Origin of the sequence: Nonomuraea antri (genome assembly GCF_013283785.1) — a bacterium.
Classification (GTDB): domain Bacteria; phylum Actinomycetota; class Actinomycetes; order Streptosporangiales; family Streptosporangiaceae; genus Nonomuraea; species Nonomuraea antri.
The window spans coordinates 38,851-52,811 of sequence record NZ_JABCPZ010000027.1; the positions used below are offsets into that span (position 1 = coordinate 38,851).

Annotated in this window: 12 protein-coding genes and 1 pseudogene; 6 read left to right on the plus strand and 7 right to left on the minus strand. The window is 72.2% G+C overall.

All coding sequences use genetic code 11. The features are described 5' to 3' along the window. Positions 1 to 16: 16 nt before the first annotated feature. Positions 17 to 3,190 carry a BTAD domain-containing putative transcriptional regulator gene (locus tag HII36_RS11945; RefSeq protein WP_173523194.1) on the minus strand — a complete coding sequence of 1,058 codons (3,174 nt, stop codon included), beginning with the start codon at positions 3,188 to 3,190 and terminating at the stop codon, positions 17 to 19. An 84-nt stretch (positions 3,191 to 3,274) separates the two neighbouring features. On the opposite strand from HII36_RS11945, the gene HII36_RS11950 reads away from it, so the two are divergent. The 4 genes and pseudogenes from HII36_RS11950 to HII36_RS56505 all read left to right on the plus strand — a co-directional run bounded on the left by HII36_RS11950 (position 3,275) and on the right by HII36_RS56505 (position 6,394). Further along, positions 3,275 to 3,874, plus strand: a complete 600-nt coding sequence (locus tag HII36_RS11950) for a sensor domain-containing protein (protein ID WP_173523195.1) — start codon at positions 3,275 to 3,277, stop codon at positions 3,872 to 3,874. Positions 3,875 to 3,995: 121 nt separating this feature from the next. Beyond that, positions 3,996 to 4,574, plus strand: a complete 579-nt coding sequence (locus tag HII36_RS11955; protein WP_173523196.1) for an RNA polymerase sigma factor — start codon at positions 3,996 to 3,998, stop codon at positions 4,572 to 4,574. Next, positions 4,567 to 5,787, plus strand: coding sequence for a CU044_5270 family protein (locus tag HII36_RS11960; protein ID WP_173523197.1), 1,221 nt, complete (start codon positions 4,567 to 4,569; stop codon positions 5,785 to 5,787). The genes HII36_RS11955 and HII36_RS11960 overlap by 8 nt, the downstream gene beginning before the upstream one ends. Before the next feature lie 215 nt (positions 5,788 to 6,002). Continuing rightward, positions 6,003 to 6,394 (plus strand): annotated as a pseudogene (locus HII36_RS56505) (DUF4262 domain-containing protein). Between the two features lie 185 nt (positions 6,395 to 6,579). On the opposite strand, the gene HII36_RS11970 reads toward HII36_RS56505, so the two are convergent. Continuing rightward, the gene (locus HII36_RS11970; protein WP_173523198.1) at positions 6,580 to 6,906 is read right to left on the minus strand and encodes a hypothetical protein; all 327 of its coding nucleotides are present in this window, start codon (positions 6,904 to 6,906) and stop codon (positions 6,580 to 6,582) included. Between the two features lie 104 nt (positions 6,907 to 7,010). Between HII36_RS11970 and HII36_RS11975 the strand changes: the two genes are divergently transcribed. Next, positions 7,011 to 9,764, plus strand: a complete 2,754-nt coding sequence (locus tag HII36_RS11975) for an AfsR/SARP family transcriptional regulator (RefSeq protein WP_173523199.1) — start codon at positions 7,011 to 7,013, stop codon at positions 9,762 to 9,764. Between the two features lie 12 nt (positions 9,765 to 9,776). On the opposite strand, the gene HII36_RS11980 is transcribed toward HII36_RS11975, so the two are convergent. From HII36_RS11980 to msrA, 4 genes are all read right to left on the minus strand, one after another. Then, entirely contained in the window at positions 9,777 to 10,184 is a 408-nt protein-coding gene (locus tag HII36_RS11980) for a hypothetical protein (protein ID WP_173523200.1), read from the minus strand. An 87-nt stretch (positions 10,185 to 10,271) separates the two neighbouring features. Then, a complete protein-coding gene (locus tag HII36_RS11985) occupies positions 10,272 to 10,841 on the minus strand; it encodes a DUF3885 domain-containing protein (RefSeq protein ID WP_217369411.1) in 570 nt (189 codons plus the stop codon). Between the two features lie 128 nt (positions 10,842 to 10,969). Beyond that, positions 10,970 to 11,185 carry a hypothetical protein gene (locus tag HII36_RS11990; RefSeq protein WP_173523201.1) on the minus strand — a complete coding sequence of 72 codons (216 nt, stop codon included), beginning with the start codon at positions 11,183 to 11,185 and terminating at the stop codon, positions 10,970 to 10,972. 111 nt (positions 11,186 to 11,296) lie between these two features. Continuing rightward, positions 11,297 to 11,959: a peptide-methionine (S)-S-oxide reductase MsrA gene (gene msrA / locus HII36_RS11995; protein WP_173523202.1), complete on the minus strand. Its 663-nt coding sequence runs from the start codon at positions 11,957 to 11,959 to the stop codon at positions 11,297 to 11,299. A 121-nt stretch (positions 11,960 to 12,080) separates the two neighbouring features. Between msrA and rarD the strand changes: the two genes are divergently transcribed. Further along, on the plus strand, positions 12,081 to 13,004 hold the full coding sequence (rarD, locus tag HII36_RS12000; RefSeq protein ID WP_173523203.1) for an EamA family transporter RarD: 924 nt from the start codon (positions 12,081 to 12,083) through the stop codon (positions 13,002 to 13,004). On the opposite strand, the gene HII36_RS12005 is transcribed toward rarD, so the two are convergent. Continuing rightward, the gene (locus tag HII36_RS12005) at positions 12,972 to 13,961 is read right to left on the minus strand and encodes a polyprenyl synthetase family protein (protein WP_173523204.1); all 990 of its coding nucleotides are present in this window, start codon (positions 13,959 to 13,961) and stop codon (positions 12,972 to 12,974) included. The two genes, rarD and HII36_RS12005, sit on opposite strands and share 33 nt — an antisense overlap.

A 13,961-nucleotide genomic window follows, 5' to 3' on the forward strand; every position in this document is an offset into this window, starting at 1 on the left:
GTCGGCCGGCCGCAGGTCAGTCGTCCAGCAGGGACCAGGCCTGGTCCAGCGTGAGCCCGGCTCCCGACGCGAAGCGCTCGGTGAAGCCGGGCCCGGCGGCGGCCCGCACCGCGGCCGTGATCGCGGACAGCTCGTCCCTGTCGGAGGCCGACAGGGAGCCGTGGGCGGACTCGGCCGCGCCGAGCAGCCGCGCGGCCACCTCGTGCCGCCCCTGCCCGGCCAGCGCCGCCGCGAGCCCGGCCAGCGCCCACGCCACGCCCTGCGTCAGCCCCTGCTCGCGGTAGATCGCGGCGGCCTCGCGCTGCCTGGCCAGCGCCTCGTCGAAGTCGCCGCGCCGCCAGGCCAGCAGCCCCAGCTCGGTCAGCACCATCGTCAGGTACGGCGGATGCGCATCGTCGGTCTGCTGCCGCCTGGCCGTCTCCAGCAGCCACCGCAGCCGTTCCCCGGCCAGTTCGAAGCGGCCCGCGCGCCTGGCGGCGAAGGCCAGGGCGATGGCGGCGAACACCTCGACCGAGCGTTGTCCCTGCTCGGCGGCCAGTCGCCGGGCCTGCTCGGCGTATTCGCAGGCCCGCTCGTGCGCGCCCGTCTGCATCGAGATCCAGCCCAGCCAGGACAGCCGGCCCGCGACGTCCGTCCACAGCCCGAGCTCTTCGGCGATCCGCAGGTCGGCCTCGCTCTGCCGGGCGGCTTCCGCCGGGTCGCCGGTCATGTCGGCCAGGCCGATCAGCCAGTCCGTGGCCTGCAGCACGCCCCAGGCGTCGCCCAGCTCGCCGAACAGTTCGGCGCCGCGCCTGGCGTCGTGTTCCAGCGCCTCCTGGTCGTTGCGCATGTGCGCGAGCATGGCCCGGGTGCTCAGCGCCGCCGCCTCGCCCCACCGGTCCCCTTCCGCGACGAACGTGTCGAGCGCCCGGTCCAGCAGCTTGCCGGTGGCCGCCGCGTCGCCGAACTCGATGACGGACGCCGCCAGGAACCACTCGGCCCGCGCCCGGTCGACCGGGTCGGCCGTCTTCTCGTACTCGGCCAGCACGTCGGCGACCCGCTCCGGACCGGCGGCGCCCTGCCTGATCGCCAGGCCGGTGTGCCACGCCTCGGCCCTGGCCCGCAGCGCCTCGGGCGCCGGCCCGGGCACGGCCAGCGCGGTGGCCAGCGCGCGCCGCGCCTCGGTGAGCCTGCCGCGCAGGAACCAGTGCCACACCAGCGCGCAGGCCAGCCGCAACGCCTCCTCCGCCGCGTGCTCGGCGCGGAACGTGTCGAGCGCGGCACGCAGGTTCGCGGACTCGGCGTCCAGCCGGCGCAGCCATTCCCGCTGCTCGGGGCCGCGCAGCCGGGGCTCGGCGCGTTCGGCCAGCGCCAGGTAGTGGGCGGCGTGCCCGCGGCGCAGCGCCGCCTCCTCGCCGCTCTCGCGCAGCCGGTCCAGGCAGTACGCCGAGACCGATTCGAGCAGCCGGAACCTGGGCCCGTCGGCGCGTACCACCAGGGAGCGGTCCACCAGCCCGGCCAGCAGGTCGAGCACCTGGGCCGACGCGACCCCGTCGCCCGCGCAGACCGTCTCGGCGGCCTCCAGGGTGCAGCCGCCGGCGTGCACGGCCAGCCGCCGCAGCACGACCCGTTCGTCCTCGGTGAGCAGCCGCCAGCTCCAGTCGATCACCGCGGCGAGCGTGCGCTGACGGTCGGGCGCGTCGCGCGGCCCGGCGCCGAGCAGCCCGAAGCGGTCCCTGGGCACGCGCAGCCTGGCGGCCAGCTCGGGCACGCCCAGCGCGGGCACCCGGGTGGCGGCCAGCTCCAGCGCCAGCGGGATGCCGTCGAGCCGCCGGCACACCTCGGCGACGCCGGCCGTGATCTCCGGCTCGGCGGCCAGCCCGGCCCTGGCCAGGAACAGCCGCACCGCCGAGGACCTGGCGAGCCGGTCGGGGTCGTCGGTGTCGGGGACGTCCAGCGGCGGCAGGTCCCAGCGGGCCTCGCCGCGCAGCCGCAGCGGCTCGCGGCTGGTGGCCAGCACGCGCAGGCCGGGCGCGGCCGCCAGCAGGGCCGCGATCAGGGCGGCGACCGGCTCGATCACGTGCTCGCAGTTGTCCAGCACGAGCAGCAGCCGACTGTCGCGCAGCGCGGCCGCCAGCCGGTCGCCCGCGGGCTCGGAGTCTCCGGCCGGATCTGGAATGGACAGGACGGACAAGACCAGCTCGGCCGGGTCGCCCTCGCCGTTCCAGCTGGTGAGATCGACCAGCCACGCGCCTTCCTGGTACGCCTCGGCCACCGCCCTGGCCACCTCGACGGCCACGCTGGTCTTGCCCACCCCGCCGGGACCGGTGAGCGTGACCAGCCGGCCGGCGGCCAGCAGCTCGCGTACCCGGCGTACCGCGTGGTCGCGGCCGATGAGCTCGGTGACGGGCGCGGGCAGGTTCGTGGTGGGCTTGACCGGCCGGGGCGCCGCGACCGGCGCGGACTCCGACGCGTCACCGGCCAGGATCGCCTGGTGCAACGCGGCCAGCTCGGGCCCCGGATCCAGGCCCAGCTCGTCGGCCAGCAGGCGGCGCAGCTCCTGGAAGCTGTCCAGCGCCTCGCCGGCCCGGCCCGAGCGGTACAGCGCCCGCATGTGCGCCGCGCGCAGCCGCTCACGGTACGGGTGCCCGGCCACCTGCTCGCCCAGCTCGCCGACCAGTTCCCGGTGTTCGCCCAGGTCCAGCCTGGCCTCGGCGTACGCTTCGACGGCCGCGAGCCGCTGTTCCTCCCACCTGGCCACGGCCGCCGTGGCGAACTCCTCGTCGGCGAAGTCGGCCAGCGCCGGCCCGCGCCACAGGCCCAGTGCCTCGGCCAGCAGCCCGGCCCTGGTCCGCGCGTCGCCGGCGGCCATGGCCTGCCCGGTCAGCTCGGCGAACCTGGCCGCGTCCAGCGTGTCGGGGCCGGCGCGCAGCACGTATCCCGGGGGTTGTGAGGCCACCAGTTCCCTGTCGCCGGGCTCGGCGCCGGCCAGCGCCCTGCGCAGCTGCGAGACCCGTACGTACAGCGCGGACGTGGGATCGGCCGGCGCGGCCTCGCCCCACAGGTCCGACACCAGCCGGTCGGCCGACACCGGGCGTCCCTCGTGGACCAGCAGGTCGGCCAGCAGCGCCCGGACCTTACGCCCGGGGATCGTGACCGGCTCGCCCCGGTCCGTCCACACGGCCAGCGGCCCAAGCACCCCAAGTCGCATCGCCCCAGGCTACGGGAAACCGCTGTTCATCAGGGCATCGAGAACCAAGCCCGGCAAAACGGCATCCAACCCTTCGTGATCAGCATGACGCTCTCCCTGCTGCTGGCCCTGTCTCCGGCGGCTGTCACCGAGATCCCGAAGAACTTCCTGCTCACCGAGCCGGCCGCGCGCAAGAAGATGGACCCGGAGATGGCCTACGAGCAGGGCTACGAGATCAGCGACAAGCTCACCAGACCCCTGGAGCTGAACCCGTGCGGGCACCGGCGCGCGGCCGACCGCGGCCGGGTCGCGGCCCGTACGATCACGCTCTGGACCAGCGCACCCAGCGGCTCCGCCGAACAGCTCATCGTCTACCGAAGCCCGCGCGCCGCCCACGCCGCGCTCGGGCGGCTGCGCGCGGAGGTCAAGCGGTGCGCGCGCACGGGCGACCCGGACTCGCCCCAGCTCAAGATCGAGTGGCGGACGAGCAAGGTCAAGGTCGGGGACGAATCCGTCGGCATGGGCTACCGGACCTGGCAGGACGGCAGCGTGAACCAGACCATCACCGGCGTCGTCGCCCGCCGGGGCAGCGCGTTGATGATCTACACCACCACCGAGGGCGACTACGACCCGGGCCGGCTCACCAAGGACGCCAGGAAGATGGCGGCCAAGGTGTGCCGGCTGCCCGGCGTCTGCCGTCCGTAGAGGGGCGGGAAAAGGATGCAACCAGGAAGCGGGCTGCGGGAGAGAGGAGTACGTCAAGCACCCTGCATCCGGAGGAACCGACCATGAAGCGCCACACCGCCCCCCGGCCACGGCCGGAGTGGTGAGTCGGCCCGCCGAGCGGCCTGCTGAACGGCTCGACGACGCGGAGATCGTCGCCGCCTCCTGGGACGACCCCGAGGCGTTCGGCGAGCTGTTCCGCCGCCACGCGCCGCGCCTGCACGCCTACGTCAAGCGCCGTCTGGGCGTCACGTTGGCCGACGACGTCGTGGCCGAGACGTTCGCCACCGCGTTCAGGCGACGCGACCGGTTCGACGGCCGCGCGGAGTTCGCCGCCTGGCTGTGGGGCATCGCGAGCAACCTGATCGCCAGGCACCACCGCCAGGAGACCCGCATGTTCAGGGCGTTCGCCAGGACCGGCGTGGACCCGGCCGAGGACGGCGTCGCCGAGCGGGTCAGCGACCGCGTGCTCGCCGCGGCGCACGGCCCGCGCCTGGCCAAGGCCCTGGCCTCGCTGAGCGCGCAGGACCGCGGCGCCATCCTGCTGCTGGCCTGGGGCGAGCTGTCGTACGCCGAGATCGCGGCGGTGCTGGAACTGCCGCTCGGCACCGTCAAGGCCAAGATCCACCGGACTCGGACGAAGCTCCGCAAGGCCCTTCCGCGGGAGGACAACGATGGATGAACTGGACGCGCTGCGCCGCATGCGGACGTCGTCGGCCCGCGAGGAGACCCCGGACCTGCTGGCCCGGCGCATCGACTGGCGCTCCGCCACTCGGCCGCGCCCCCGCCCCAGCCCCCGCCGCAGCCTCAGGCTCAGCCTCAGGCTCCCGGCGATCGGCCTGGTGGCGACGGCCGCCGTGGTCGCGGCGGCCGCGATCGCCGTCTCCCTGCCGCAGGACCGCCCGGATCGGCCGGGCCGGCCGGGAGGCGGCGGGAAGCCGTACGAGCCGGGCAACGTGCTGCTGGTCGCCGCGAGCAACGTGCGGACGGCGGCGACCGGCGCGTACTGGTACACCACGCGCGTCGCGGGCAAGGTCTACGCGGTCGGCCAGAACCGGGCGACCCACTACAAGGTCGAATCGCGGATGCGCTACCACCAGTGGACCGAGCGCGACGGGCGTGCGTGCTCCGCCGCCCAGGATCTGCCCGCCCGCCCGTGGAGCGACCGCGACCGCGCGAGATGGCGGCAGGCGGGAGCCCCCATGAAGGTGCGGGTCCCGACGCCCGAGGGTCCTGGCACGGTGTTCATGGACGCCCCGGACCGGCGGCTCACCTGCCGTAACACCGGTGACCAGCGCTTCTACGGCATGACACCGGAGCGGATCGCGGCGCTGCCGACCGATCCCGAGCGGCTGAAGGACGCCCTGCTGGACCTCGAAGGCGACTGGGCGGCCTACGCGCCCAAGGTGAGCGAGCGGCCGATCCGGTCGCTGCGCGGCGCCGAGCAGGTGCGAGCGCTCAGCGACGTGGCCGGGACCCTGCTGTCCACCGCCCCCACGCCGCCGGCGGTGCGGGCGGCCGCGTTCCGGATGCTCGCCGCGCTGCCCGGCGTCACGGCCGGCGGCGCCACGACCGACCCGCTCGGCCGATCAGGCGTGGTGATCTCGCTGCCGCTGGAGACGACGCTGCCGCTCGGCCTGTTCACCGCGCCGAAGCAGCTCGGCACCTACCGGCGTCAGTGGATCGTCGACCCGGCCAAGGGCACGCTGCTGGCCATCCGGGACCTGATGGCGACGCCGCCGCGCGGCTCACGCGAGCTACCGCCGGGGGACGACGGCAGGCCGCGCCGCCTGACGCCCGCCGGTCAGCCCGACCGCTTCCACCGGCCGGGCGAGGTCTCGGAGTACGAGACGTACGAGATCGCGGAGTGGACGGACACGCCCCCGCCGCGCTGACACCCGACGCGCGCCGCACCGCTCCGCCCAGGCGATCAGCCCCGAGACCTGGGCGGAGCGCGCCTGTCCGGCATCTGCCGTAATCTCGCGCCATGCCGATCGACTACCCCGACTGCCGGTGCGTCCTCTGCCACGACTACGGCGACCGGGACGAACTGGACCTCATGGACCGGCACACCATCGAACACGTCCAGACGCGCGGCTGGAGCGTGAAGATGATCCCCGCCGACGACGAAGGCCCGGCCTTCGCCTACACCGTCGGCCTCTGGCACACCCACCGCTCCCCCGAGCTGGCCATGTTCGGCCTGGACGTGCACCTCATGCACACGCTGCTGAACGACCTGGCCGACCAGATCCCGGCCGGCCGGTGGCGGCCGGGCAGCAGCGGGACGACCTGCTCGACCGGCATCCCGTGGTGCTCAAACAGGTCGACCTCCGCTGGTACCGCGAGTTCTTCGGCCGGGCGATCTCGTTCTACCGGCGTCCGCCGTTCCCGGTGCTGGAGGTCGTCTGGCCCGACCCGGAAGGCCGGTTCCCCTGGGACCCCGATTTCGACGAGAAGTACCGTGAGCTTCAGCCGCGGCTGTGGCTCAAGCCGGAAGCCTGACCGAATCGTATGGGTCTTGAGATATGGGATGAGATCCCGGATCGCTGCTTTCGCCCCCCGCAGTCGCCCTATGATGACCACGATCCAGCTACCTCACGTCAGGAGCCTGGCGAATGAAGGGTTGGGAACTCACGGGGAGTGGGCGAGAGCCGTTCCGGCACTCACCCGTTCAGCCCCCGAGTACGTCAGCAGTACTTCGCCTTGCGAATCGTCGACCCGGGAACCCCGCCGGTGGCGTGGATCCGCGCGGTCTGGGCGCGCTTGATGGTCACGCACGACGGGTCGAGCGCCCGCGAGACATCGAGGGTCACCTTCCGCGCCGGCCCGCAGTTGAGCACGTCGGCCCACAGGTTGGGCCAGCTGTTGTCCTTCCTCTTGATGAACAGGCCGTCGGTGTTGCCGTAGCAGGGGGCGCCGCCCGGGTCCGCAGAGGCGGTGGAGGCGGTCAGGCCGAGCCCGGCCACCGTCACGAGGCCGGCCACCAGCAGGGTGGTCGCACGTTTGATCGACATGGGCGTCCTTCCCATCGGGGTCACGCGGAGGTCGTCGTGCGCGCTCAGCATCGCAAGCGGGAGATGCAGGGCGGCTGCAGGAAATCTGCGGCCAGGGCGCGCCCTTGATCGAATTCCGGCTTCTCGGCGCGGTGGAGATCTCCGCCGCCGGCCGCCGCATCCCCGTGGGATCGCGCAAGGAACGCCTCGTGCTCGCGGCGCTGCTGCTGGAGGCCAACCGCTGGGTTCCGGTCGACCGACTGGTCGAGCTGGCCTGGTCGGACGAGGCCCCGGACACCGCCGTGCGCACCGTCCAGTCGCTGATCTCCCGGCTGCGCGCCCGGTTACGCGCGCTCGACCCGGCGCTCACCATCGAGCGTGAAGGGGTGTGCTACCGCCTGACGGTGGATCCGAACGACGTCGACGTGCACCGCTTTCGCGGCCTGCTCGCCCGGGCCCGAGAGGCCGACGACGAGACGGCGTCCGGCCTGTACGCCGAAGCGCTCGGCCTGTGGCGCGGCGACGGGCTCACCTCCGAGATCGCGGCCGCGCACCTGCGTCAGGAACTGGCCGAGCTGCGGCTGCGCGCGATCGAGGACCAGATGGACACCGAGCTGCGCCTCGGCAGGCACCGCGCGGTGATCGGCGAGCTCTCCGCCCTGGCCTCGGAGCATCCGTACCGGCAGCGGATCACCGGTCAGCTCATGCTCGCGCTCCACCGCGACGGCAGGAGCGACGAGGCGCTGGAGACGTACCGGCGGATGAAGGACAGGCTGGCCGACAAGGCAGGCCTCGACCCGGCGGACGAGCTGGTCAAGCTGGAACTGGCGATTCTCCGCTCGGACCCCTCGCTCGCCACCCGCCGGGCCGAGACCGTCGCGTTCCCGCCGCCGATGCAACTGCCCGCCGACGTCACCTCCTTCTCCGGACGCGAGGAGCACCTGGCCCGCCTCGACGACCTCCTGCCCGGCGACGACGCGCCGCCCGCCGTCACCATCGTGGCCATCGCGGGCACGGCCGGGATCGGCAAGACGGCGCTGGCCGTGCACTGGGCGCACCGGGTGCGCGACCGGTTCCCCGACGGCCAGCTCTACGTCAACCTGCGCGGATACGGCCCCGCGCACGCGGTGAAAGCCTCCGACGTGCTGCGCGGGTTCCTCGACGCGCTGCGCGTCCCTGCGGAGCGGATCCCGGCCGACGCCGACCAGGCGGCCGCGCGGTTCAGGAGCGTGATCGCTGGCCGGCGGATGCTGATCCTGCTGGACAACGCGCGCGACGCCGAGCAGGTGCGGCCGCTGCTGCCCGGCGGCGGGAGATGCCTGGTCGTGGTCACGAGCCGACGCCGCCTGTCCGGACTGGTCGCCGCCGAGGGCGCGCATCCGCTGCGTCTCAACCTGTTCAACACCGGCGAGGCGTACGAGCTGCTGGCCCGCCGCATCGACCGGGCCCGCCTGGACGCCGACCCCGCCGCGGTCGAATCGCTCATCACCGCCTGCGGACGGCTGCCCCTCGCCCTGGCCATCGCCGCGGCACGCAGCGCCGTGCAGCACGACTTCCCGCTCAGGACCATCGCCGACCAGCTGACCGGCGACCTGACCGCGTTCGACTGCGGCGACCCGGCGACCTGCCTGAGAACCGTGTTCTCCTGGTCCTACCGCGCGCTGAGCGAACCGGCCGCGTGGTTGTTCCGCGTGCTCAGCCTGCATCCCGGCGCCGACTTCAGCCCCGCGGCCGCCGCGTCGCTGAGCGGCGCCGGCCTCCAGGACACGCGGGCGCACTTGGCCGAGCTGTCCGACATGCATCTGGTGGACGAGCACCGTCCCGGCCACTTCGCCTTCCACGACCTCCTGCGCACGTACGCCACGGAACTGACCGAGAGCACCGACGACGAGGCCGACCGGCGGGCCGCCGTGCACCGGGTGCTCGACCACTACCTGCACAGCGCGCACGCCGCCGCCCAGCTCCTGAGCCCGCACCGCGACCCCATCGGCCTCTCCCCCGCCGTCGCGGGCGTGCGCACGGAACCGCTCACCGGCCACGACGACGCACTCGACTGGTTCACCACCCAGCACGCCGCCCTGCTCGCGGCCGTCCAGCAGGCCGCCGAGCTCACCCTGGACGCGCACGTCTGGCAACTGGCCTGGAGCCTGGCCGACTACCTGGACCGCCAGGGCCACTGGATGGACCAGATCGCCTGCCAGCGCCAGGCCATCGAGGCCGCGGCCCGCGCCGGCCACCCGTCGGGTCAGGCCGCGGCCTACCGGAACCTCGCCCGCGCCCACATGCGGCTCACCAAGTACGAGGACGCCCACGACCACTACTCCTCCGCCCTCGCCATCTACACGGCCGCGGACGACACGGTCGGTCAGGCGCACACGTACGGCAACCTGTCGGCCGTACGCGTGCTGCAGGAGCACCACCGCAGCGCGCTCCACTACGCGCGCCAGTCCTTCCTGCTCTTCGAACAGGCCGGCCACCGCGCGGGAATGGCCAGGGCACTGAACGCGATCGGCTGGTACCAGCTGCTCCTGCACGACTACGACCAGGCCGTGGAAAGCTGCACCCGAGCCCTCGACCTGCACACCGAGATCGACGACCGGCACGGCCTGGCCAACACGTACAACAGCCTCGGACTCGCGCACCGCAACCTGGGCGAGCACGCGGAGGCGACGGCCTGCTACCAGCGCTCAGTGGACCTCTACCGGTCGCTCGGCGACCGCTACAACGAAGCCGACACCCTCACCCACCAGGGCGAGAATCTTCTGGAGTCGGGCGACCACGACGGGGCGCACCGCCTCTGGCACAACGCCCTGCGCATCCTGGACGACCTCGGCCACCCCGACGCCGCCAAACTCCGCGACCGCATCACCCAGGCATGACACCACGGCCGGCTACCAGCCCTCAGGCAGCTCCTCCGGCCGCCGGGCCCACCACCACCGGGTCTCCCTGCCCTCCGCGACCGGCCGCCAGTACCGGGCCAGCTCGGCCCCGCCGTCCTCCCTCGTCACCGCGCGAAAACGCGCGTCCAGACGCTCCAGAGCGCCGGCGAACTTGTCACGAACCGTCCCCCGAAGCGCCTCGCCGTACTCGTCCAGGCCATCTCGCACCGTCAGGTCATTGATGTACTCGTAGACCAGGTAGCGGTACGGCCACCCCTCCTCCATGTCGCGGATCAGGACCTCCCACATCCTGAGCGAATGAAGGACGCCGTAGACCGGTTCCTGGATCCGTCCGGCGTCTTCGGGCGCCACGCGTCCCCTCTCCACGGCGAGGCGCTCCAGGTCGAGAACCCGGATCACCTGACGTTCCCCGGGAGTGAGGCCTCCGGCCAGAACGTCCGCCTCGATCTCACGCTCACTGTGGCTGATGGCTGATCCCCTCTGCCGCTACATCCCGGACGGGTGCGAGGACAGCCAGTCCGCGTAGCGGCTCTTCAAGACGTCACGGTCGTGGGAGGTGGCGGCGATGACGTCGGCCCCGCCGTCGTAGGGGCCATAGAGCCACCGGAGATCCAAGGGGGCGATGATCACGTCGATCAGCTCCTCGTCCGCCGCGGCCCGCAGCAGCGGGTCCAGCGTCTGCCGGTCGAAGGAGATCATGGTCACGCAGATCCTCGCCGGGACGACGAATGGCGAGTCGTCGTCAGGCTCGATCGTCAGCCATGGCACGGCGCCCGGATGACGCGGATCGGGCGAGATCCTCCCCTTCTCGTCCTCGAAGTAGACGGCCATCACATAGAGCCGTTCCTGCGCCCCGAGATCGGTGAGCACCCGGCGATGACGATCAAGGATGATCTCGTACTCGTCCTCGGTCCCGGCGTATCGCTTGGACCCGGGAAGGCTGTGAAAGCGGACCCAGCGGTCGGCATGCCGGCCGCGCAGTTGATAGGTGATCGGGGTTCCGCCCCACCGCGTCCGCCACGCAGTGGTGAGCGACAACACCTCGTCGTCCGTCACGATCATCCCCGTCTGGCAAGCAACAGTGGCCGCCCGTATTCTCAGCCGCAGGAGAACGATAGATCACCTAGTCGGAATGTCGCGATCTGTCACCCGGGTCCTGACAAGCGGGACATCCGCCGTCGCGGTCAACGGCTCAGGCCGTAGCCGGCGGCCACGGCGCAGACCAGCACCACCTGCCCCCGAAGCACGTCACCCACGGCCCCGTACACCTCGACCGAGATCACCGCGCCGCCCACCGCCCGGGCCAGCTTGAGATCGAGCCTCGCCGTCTCCCCGACCAGCGGATAGCCGTACCAGCGTTCTTCCTGCTCATCGTCGGTGCCGGGCAGCCCGGTCGCCACCGCCTGCCAGTCGAGATCGTCGAACTCGTACCCGATGAGCGACGCGAGGATCTCGCAGAAGATCCTCGCGTTCTCCTCCCTGATCCACCCAGCTGGATCAGGCCGACCCGCTCAGGCCTCACTGGAGGTAAGACCGACCGGGCAGGCGACGCCCGTCCCGCCGATCCCGCAGTACCCGTTGGGGACCTTGTACAGGTACTGCTGGTGGTACTCCTCGGCGTGGTAGAACGGGCCGGCGGGGGCGAGTTCGGTGGTGATGGCGCCGTAGCCGGCCGTCTTCAGCACCCGCTGGTACGCCTCGCGCGACTCCTCCGCCGCCCGCCGCTGCTCCGGCGAGTGGTGGTAGATCGCCGAGCGGTACTGCGTGCCGACGTCGTTGCCCTGGCGCATGCCCTGCGTGGGGTCGTGGGCCTCCCAGAAGACCCGCAGCAGCTTCTCGTACGACACCTTCGCCGGGTCGAAGACCACCCGGACGACCTCGGTGTGCCCGGTGCGGCCGGTGCAGACCTCCTCGTACGTCGGGTTCGGCGTGTAGCCGCCCTGGTAGCCGACGGCCGTGATGACGACGCCCGGCGTCTGCCAGAACTTGCGCTCGGCGCCCCAGAAGCAGCCGAGGCCGAAGGCGGCCGTCTCCATGCCCTCGGGGTACGGCGGCGCGAGCGGCGCGTCCAGCACGGCGTGCCTGGCGGGCACGGGCATCCGCGCGGCGCGGCCGGGGAGCGCCTCGTCGGGACGGACCATCGATGTCTTGTTGCCGCCGAACAGCCAGCCCATCGTGCCACCTCCGGGAAGGATCTTCTACCGTACACAACGGTAACGCTTTAGACCTTCTTCACGATTCCGTATAGCGATACGCGTTTGTGTTTAAAGGTGGTAATGCCCGACTATGGGTTACATGCCTGACCTACGGCGCGGTGTCCTGTTCGGCATCGCCGCTTACACGATGTGGGGGCTGTTCCCCCTGTACTGGCCGCTGCTCAAGCCGTCCGGGGCCGTGGAGATCCTGGCGCACCGGATGGTGTGGTCGCTGGTGGCCGTGGTGGCGGTGCTCGCCGTCCGCAGACACTGGTCGTGGTTTCGCGCGCTGCTCAAGCAGCCGAAGAAGCTGGCGCTGCTGACGCTGGCCGCGGTGGTGATCACGGTCAACTGGGGGACCTACATCTACGCGGTCAACACCGGGCACGTGGTCGAGAGCGCGCTGGGCTACTTCATCAACCCGCTGGTCAGCGTGTTGTTCGGGGTCGTGCTGCTGCGTGAGCGGCTGCGTACGCTGCAGTGGGTGGCCGTCGGGTTCGGCGCGCTGGCGGTCCTGGTGCTGACGCTCGACTACGGCCGGCTGCCGTGGATCGCGCTCGTGCTGGCCGTCAGCTTCGGCGTGTACGGCCTGGTGAAGAAGAAGGCGAACGTCGGCGCGGCCGAGAGCCTGACCGTGGAGACGCTGGTCCTGCTGGCCCCGGCGCTGGCCTACCTGGTCTATCTGGAGAGCTCCGGTCAGGCCACGTTCGGGCACTCCACCCCGACCCACGCGTTGCTGCTGGCCGGGGCGGGCGTCATCACCGCCGTGCCGCTGATGTTCTTCGGCGCCTCGGCCATCAGGGTGCCGCTGAGCACGATCGGGCTGCTGCAGTACATCGCGCCGATCCTGCAGTTCATGTGCGGGGTGCTGATCGCCAAGGAGACCATGCCGTCCAGCCGCTGGATCGGCTTCTCGATCGTCTGGCTGGCCTTGGCGATCTTCACCTACGACAGTCTGCGGACGGCGCGCGCCGCCGCCCGCGTCCGGAAATCAGCCCGAACGCTCGACCACGTAGTCACATAGCGCCAAAAATGCGGCCTTGGCCGGGATGTCCGGGAGACCGGAGATGTCGGCCCGGGCCCGGTCCACCCAGGCGTCCAGCTCGGCCCGCGCCCGCGCCATGCCCGAGTGCGCGCGCAGCAGCGTCAGCGCCTCGTCGACGTCCTCCTCGGCCACCGGCCCGGACAGCAGCTCCGTCAGCCGGGACGATTCCCCGGACGCCAGCACGTACAGCACCGGCAGCGTCTTGATGCCCTCGCGCAGGTCCGTGCCCGGCGTCTTGCCGGACTCGGCGCCGCTGGAGGCCACGTCGAGCAGGTCGTCCCCGAGCTGCCAGGCCACGCCGATCGCCTCGCAGGCGCTGCTCAGCCGCTCCTCCACGTCGGCGGGCGCGCCCGACAGCAGCGCGCCGAAGCGCCCCGAGGCGGCGATCAGCGAGCCGGTCTTGTCGGCCAGCACGCTGAGGTAGTGGGCCACCTGGTCCTCGCCGTCGCGCGGCCCGATCGTCTCGCGGATCTGCCCCTGCACGAGACGGGAGAACGTCTGGGCCTGGATGCGGATCAGCTCCGGACCGAGGTCCGCGAGGATGTCCGAGGCCTGGGCGAACAGATAGTCGCCGGTGAGGATCGCCACGGTGTTGTCCCACCGGGCGTTCGCGGACGGCGAGCCCCGGCGCACCGGGGCCTCGTCCATGACGTCGTCGTGGTAGAGCGAGCCGAGATGGGTCAGCTCGATCACTACGGCGCCGGGCACGACACCCGGCGCCGACGGGTCGCCGAACTGGGCCGCGAGCAACACCATCAACGTGCGGAAGCGCTTGCCCCCGGCCTCGATGAGGTGCTTGGACGCCTCGGTGACGAAGGCGTCCTCGCTCTCCACGGACGAACGCAGGAGTTTCTCGACCGCGGCCAGTCCGTTGGCCACGTCCTGCGCCAACCGCTCGTCCTCAATGGGAAGGTCAACCACGGGAGGCGCGGACAT